At 62.9% G+C, this 6,031-nt stretch carries 6 protein-coding genes; 2 read left to right on the top strand and 4 right to left on the bottom strand.

From position 1 onward, the window contains the following. The coding region (locus tag QZL67_RS03570; protein WP_306765922.1) for an LCP family protein at nt 1-971 on the top strand (971 nt) is incomplete at its 5' end. A 65-nt stretch (nt 972-1,036) separates the two neighbouring features. Next, a complete protein-coding gene (locus tag QZL67_RS03565; protein WP_022289399.1) occupies nt 1,037-2,473 on the top strand; it encodes an S-layer homology domain-containing protein in 1,437 nt (478 codons plus the stop codon). Nucleotides 2,474-2,543: 70 nt separating this feature from the next. On the opposite strand, the gene QZL67_RS03560 is transcribed toward QZL67_RS03565, so the two are convergent. From QZL67_RS03560 to QZL67_RS03545, 4 genes are all read right to left on the bottom strand, one after another. Beyond that, nucleotides 2,544-2,837: a NifU family protein gene (locus QZL67_RS03560; RefSeq protein ID WP_022289398.1), complete on the bottom strand. Its 294-nt coding sequence runs from the start codon at nt 2,835-2,837 to the stop codon at nt 2,544-2,546. Beyond that, complete coding sequence (locus QZL67_RS03555) at nt 2,830-4,365, bottom strand: ATP-binding protein (RefSeq protein WP_022289397.1); 1,536 nt, start codon at nt 4,363-4,365, stop codon at nt 2,830-2,832. Before QZL67_RS03555 ends, QZL67_RS03560 begins: the two co-directional genes overlap by 8 nt. A gap of 13 nt (nt 4,366-4,378) precedes the next feature. After that, nucleotides 4,379-5,761: a VWA-like domain-containing protein gene (locus QZL67_RS03550; protein ID WP_022289396.1), complete on the bottom strand. Its 1,383-nt coding sequence runs from the start codon at nt 5,759-5,761 to the stop codon at nt 4,379-4,381. A 23-nt stretch (nt 5,762-5,784) separates the two neighbouring features. Further along, a partial coding sequence (locus tag QZL67_RS03545) for a hypothetical protein (protein ID WP_292919782.1) occupies nt 5,785-6,031 on the bottom strand: 247 nt, incomplete at its 5' end.

Raw genomic sequence — 6,031 nt, 5'->3', positions numbered from 1 at the left:
ACCCCCGCCGCAGCTGGCCCCGGACCTTACTGCTGGTAGCCGTTGTGGCCGCCGCCCTCTATGCCGGCGTTCACTGTCTTTTCCAGGCCCCGAACCTGGCGGAGGCAAATGCAGCGGAGGAGGAGACGCTGTCCGACACCAAGCTTGAGGACACACAGTCCGCCGCCCAGGCCGCTCACAAGGAGCGCAAGCCCTATTTCTACACCATCCTCCTCTCCGGCGAGGATGACGGCAACGGCGGCAGCGACACCAACATCCTCATCGGTTTTGACGGCCAGAACGGTACCATCTACGGCGCCAGCATCCCCCGGGACACCAAGGCCATCATCAACGGCAAAAAGCACAAGATCAACTTCGCCTATAACTCCGGCGGCTCGGACCTGCTGGCGGACACCATCTCCGAACAGCTTGGCATCCCGGTGGACTTTACCGTGGCCGTGGATCTCTCGGGGTTTGAGGCCCTGGTGGACGCCATCGGCGGTGTGGATTTTGAGGTCCCTGTCAACATGAATTACGACGATCCCCTCCAGGACCTTCACATCCACTTCTCCAAGGGGATGCAGCATTTGAGCGGCCAGGAGGCCATGGAGGTGGTCCGTTTCCGCCACAACAACGACGGCACTGGCTACGGCACGGAGGACATCGGCCGGATGCAGACCCAGCAGGCCTTTTTGAAAACCGTGGCCTCCCAGATGCTGACGGTGTCCAACCTGGGGAAGGTGGGGGATTTTGTAAAGATCTTCCAGCAGTATGTGGACACCTCCATGTCCCTGAGCGACATGGCCTGGTTCGGGACGGAGGCCATCAAAATGGGCAGCGACGCCGTGGAATTTTCCACCCTGCCCGGTGACTGGCACAGCAGCGACGGCTTCATCCATCTGGACGCGGAGGAGACGCTGGCACTGGTGAACGAACATCTCAACCCCTATGTGGAGGACCGGGTCCCGGAAGACCTTCAGATTCCCTCCTGACCGTCTGTTTCCGGGCGTTTCCCCAAGCTACATAGAGCCATTCCGATCTTACCAAGGAGGTGCCCATGAAAAAGCGAATTGCCGCCATGCTGCTGGCTGTGAGCCTGCTGCTGACTGTCCCCGCCCTGGCCGCGCCGGACTCCACCGGCAATTTCACCCGCAGCAAGACCTATTCCGGAGAGTTCTCCGATCTGAGCGAGCGCTCGGTGTTTTATGACAACGTGGTGGCCCTGTATGAGTACGGATTGTCCGTGGGCAAAGTCGACGGGACCTTTGGCCTTCAGGACTCCATGACGGTGGGACAGATCATCATCTTTGCCGGGCGCATCCGCAGCCTCTACCGCACCGGCAGCGCAGAGGCCGGTGCCTCCGGCTATACCGCGGTGGGACAGGCCGCCTACGTGCCCTACCTGCGCTACCTGCAGGCCGAGGGCGTGCTGGGCAGCGAACTGGACGGCACCTACTTCTCCGCCGCCACCCGGGCCCAGGTGGCCCATGTGCTGGCGGGCACCCTGCCGGAGGCAGCCCTGCCCGCCGTCAACGACGCCCTGGTGACCCAGGCTTACGCCTCCCGGAAGTTCATCACAGACGTGACGGAATATACCCCCTATTACCGGGATATTCTGACCCTTTACCGCACCGGTGTCTCCATCGGCAGCGACGACACCGGCTCCTATCTGCCCGATCAGGTCATCACCCGGGGCGCCTGCGCCGCCATGCTCACCCGGATGGTGGATGCCTCGCTGCGCCTGACCCCCAACTGGGATATCGCCGGCGCCTATTCCGCCGCCGGCACCACGCTGGCCTCTCTGGTCCCCGCCGGGACCTATATCGCCGCCCCTTCCACGGCTGACGAAATGGACCAGTCCATCCGCTATATGCTCTCCACCAATTCCAACACCCTCAAACTCCGGTACGATCCCGGCGTCACCAGTACCTTTGCCCGGCAGGTGATGCAGCAGGCGCTCAGCATCGTCAAAACCTACTGCGAGCAGTGCTATAACACCGTCACCTGCTCCTACTCCATCTCCGGCGATGTGATCCTGACCTTCTCCGCCGCCAGCGCCGGAGACGCCATCCAGTCCTATCGGGACGAGACCATGGCCTCCGCCATTGCCGTCCACGACCAGCTCTGGCGCAGCGGCGCCCTCCGGGCCGACATGTCGGAGTACGAGATGGCCCGGGTGTATTTCACCTGGATCTGCGAGAACTGCGTCTATGATTACAGCGCCGGGGAGACGTCCATCAGCCACATCCCCTATAGTCTCTTTCACTCCGGCAAAGCGGTCTGCGACGGCTATACCGGCGCGTACAACCTGCTGCTCAAGCTGGAGGGCATCGACTGCACCACCGTCTCCAACGCGAGCCATATCTGGACGCTGGCCACCCTGGATGGCACCCAGTACCACATCGACACCACCTGGGGCGACAGCGGCAACACCATCAACTATACCTACTTCGCCATGACCCCCTCGGAGTCCTGGAGCTACCACAGCTGGTAAATGCAACAAAGAATCCCGTGCGCCGCGGCGCACGGGATTTTTTGTTTGGTTTCTCCGAAAGTTCCGCCTTTTACAGGTGGTGGTCCCGCAGGAGCTTTTTCGCCTGTTCCCACAGCTCGTCGCTGACGTCCTGCACCACACAGACCTTCTCCACCAGCTCCGGCAATGCCTTCACCAGCTCTGCCTCCACCAGCGTCTCCGTGGTCAGATCCGCCGAGGGACAGCCGGCACAGTGGCCCAGCAGCTTCACATACAGCACACCGTTTTCCAGCCGGTCCACCTCAATGGCGCCGCCGTGGCTGCGCAGCGCGGGCCGGACCTTCTCGTCCAGCACGGTCTCCACCTGTTTGAGTTCCTCATTCATCCCTTTTGTCCTCCTCGCTTCCGGCGGCTCTGGCCGCCTGAATTTCCTCCCGAATCCGATGGCGGGTATCATCAAAGAGCAGCTCCCGGTTGTGGCGGAAGTAGGCGTCACAGCCGAAGTTCTCCACAAACCAGCTGGCGTCGTACCCGGCCGTGACCTCCGTGACGAAGATCACCAGCTCCTGGCCCTGGCCGAAGGCCTGCTCCAGGAAGCGGAAAGCATTGTCGAACTGTGCCGACGTCTCCGCCCCCAGCGTCCGCCGCTGCTCCACCTCTCCGGCAAACCATCCCTTTACTGCCTCCATGACAGCATCGCCGGCGGTGATATCCTCCTTGCTGAGATTCATCCGGTACGTCTCCAGGGCCTGGATCTCCCGCTGGTCCAGCTCCCGGCGCTCCTTGTCCAGCTGTCCGGCCTCCCGGGCCCGCTTCATCTCCGCCTGACGGCGGCGCACCAGATCCTCCAGCACCTCCTGGGCCGGTTCAGCGGCCAGGCGCTCCTTGAACTCCGTCAGGTCGGCGTGGAGGGCCGTGGCCAGGGCGTCCTGCTTGCGCACCGCCCGGGCGGACTCCGACATGCGGCTGAACAGCAGCCCCATCACCGAGAGCTTCTCGTCAAAGGGCGCCGCCCGCAGCTCTGAGACCGTGACGGGCTTCCACTCGCCCCGTAGCACCTCGTCCACATGGTAGGTACGCTGGTATTTATAGTAAAGTTCCAGATAGTTGGCAAAGTCCTTGGCGATGCGGGGCAGCTGGATATACTGGCCTACCACCTGCCGGTCCACCCGCAGCCCCAGCTTTTCATAGGCACAGATCAGCTCGCTCAAATCCTCCCAGCCACGGGCCGTGGCGAACTGGAGCCCGTCCACCGTGGTCTCGATCCGGTAGAAGTTCTCCTTCTTGATGTCCAGGTAGGACACCACTGCCCCGTGGATGCCCTTGCGCTGGGCGTATTCCTTCCATACCGCGAAGTCCTCTTCCACGTCGATCCGCTTCACCCGGTCCAGCGTCACCACGTCGAAGTCCCGGACGGATTTGTTGTACTCCGGCGGGTTGCCCGCCGCCACAATGGTCCAACCCTCCGGCAGCTTCTGGTTGCCGAAGGTCTTGCACTGGAGGAACTGCAGCATCATGGGTGCCAGGGTCTCACTGACGCAGTTGATCTCGTCCAGGAACAAAATCCCCTCTTTGAGGCCCGTCCGCTCCATCATCTGGTATACCGAGGCCAGAATCTCACTCATGGTGTACTCCGTCACGGAGAAGGTCTCCCCACCGTAGGTCCGCTTTTCGATAAAGGGCAGACCAATGGCGCTTTGCCGGGTGTGATGGGTGATGGTGTAGGCCACCAGGCCCACCCCCGTCTCCGCGGCGATCTGCTCCATGATCTGGGTCTTGCCGATGCCCGGAGGGCCCATGAGCAGAATGGGACGCTGGCGCACCGTGGGGATGAGGTAGTTTCCCCACTCGTCCCGGGTCAGATACGCCTTGAGGGTGTTGGTGATCTCCTGCTTTGCCTGTTTGATGTTCATGCCGATTCTCTCCTTACAGCTGGGGCAGCTCGTCCCAGTCGATCTCGTCCGTCCATGCCGCCTGCGTCTCCTGTCGGGCCTTTTCCAGCGCCGGTGCCGTCAGCACCAGCCGAATGGCCCAAGGCGGCATCTTCACGCTCAGGGGCGGCTCCTCCAGCAGCACGAACGCCGTGTCATAGGGCGGACGCTTCTGAGGATAGATTCCCATTCCGTCGGTGAAGTACACCAGGCCCCGCAGATTCGTAAATTCTCCCTGGGCCTGGAGCTGCGCCACATAGGCAAACACCGGCCGAAAATCCGTGGCGCTGCCCCCGGAGAGCTGGAAGTTCTCCATGTATGTTTTCAGTTCCTCCAGGTCGTGGATCACGGTGTCCGCCCGTACCTGGTCGTCGCACTGCAAAATACGGATGTTCACCTTCCGGGTGAAGGTCTCCGTGGAGCGCAAAATGGCATACGTGCAGGCCAGAAACTCCCGCACCAGGGCCCCGGAGGTGGACATGGAGGTATCCACCGCAATGACGAAGTCCTCGATCCGCTTTTCCTCCTTGGTCTCCGGCGGCTCCACCAGGGGCATATTGCCATAGAGCTGGAGGCCGTAGGTATAGAAGATGTAGTCGAAGGCATCGCCGTCCACGGCCATCACCTCCCGGGGCACCGCGAAGCGCCGGAGAAACGCCCGGTAGTCCACGTCTTCCCGGTTGGCCACCCGCACCTGCTCCAGCACGGTCTCCCCACCGGTGCCCTGGCTGCTCATCACCGTCTCCAGCCCCGTCTGGGTCTTTTCCGCCAGGTCCTGCCACTTCTGGTCCTGGCGGCTCTGCTGCTTCTGGTCCTGTTGGCCCTCCGGCGCCCACAGCCCGTGGTCGTCCACCAGGAATACCCGCTGCAGCTGGGCCAGCTCATAGGGCGGCAGGTTCCGCCGCAGCAGATGGCGGTAGATGCCCTCCGCCGTCAGCACCTTCATCTCCCGGCGGCACTCCCCCCAGAATTTCTGCTTCATGGGGACGGTGCCCTCGTTCAAACAGGCGTAGTTCAGCTCATCCAGAATACTCTCCACCGCCGCGTCACAGGCAAGGTCCCACAGCTCCGGTGCCTTGCCCTGCTTCTTCCCCAGGTGCCGCAGCATACAGTGGAGGATCACGTGGAGGTAGGCCCGATTGGTCAGCACCCGGGAGCGGAGATACCGGTCCGAGAGCCAGGCTCCGTCATAGTACAGCGTCTCCCCGTCCGTGGCCAGGGACAGCGTCACATCCCCGCCGGGCCGGAACGCCAGGGCGCACAGCGCCACGTCCAGATACGGCAGGTTCAGATACAGCTCATTCCGGGCGGCAAACAAAATCTCCTGTCCGATCTCCGCAAAACCCTTGCCGGACGTCTTTTCGCCCCGGTTCTCCATGGCCATCCCTCCTTTCTCCGTGCTCAAAGGTCAAACCGCTTTTCCGCAGCGGCGGAAAACCTCCGGTGCCGCTGCTCCAGCAGCACCGCCAGACACTCCGCCGCGCGCTGCTCCCGGGCCGCCTCGCAGGCCTGGGCCACTGCCGCCTCCTCCGGGGCCGCCTGTCCCAGAAAAAAGGCAATGCCCGCCGCGTCCCGCTGGGAAACCAGCCACCGCAGCACTCCGCCGGCGTGGCGTTCCAGGTGGTCCCAGTACCGCCGGGCCGCCCGT

Origin of the sequence: Oscillibacter sp. CAG:155 (assembly GCA_000436875.1) — a bacterium.
Taxonomy (GTDB): Bacteria; Bacillota; Clostridia; order Oscillospirales; family Oscillospiraceae; genus Oscillibacter.
This window is presented reverse-complemented; position numbering and strand designations above follow the sequence as displayed.

Coding starts and splice junctions, on each gene's coding strand:
- QZL67_RS03565 (WP_022289399.1), top strand. CDS start 1,037: ATGAAAAAGCGAATTGCCGCCATGCTGCTGGCTGTGAGCCTGCTGCTG.
- QZL67_RS03550 (WP_022289396.1), bottom strand. CDS start 5,761: ATGGAGAACCGGGGCGAAAAGACGTCCGGCAAGGGTTTTGCGGAGATC.
- QZL67_RS03560 (WP_022289398.1), bottom strand. CDS start 2,837: ATGAATGAGGAACTCAAACAGGTGGAGACCGTGCTGGACGAGAAGGTC.
- QZL67_RS03555 (WP_022289397.1), bottom strand. CDS start 4,365: ATGAACATCAAACAGGCAAAGCAGGAGATCACCAACACCCTCAAGGCG.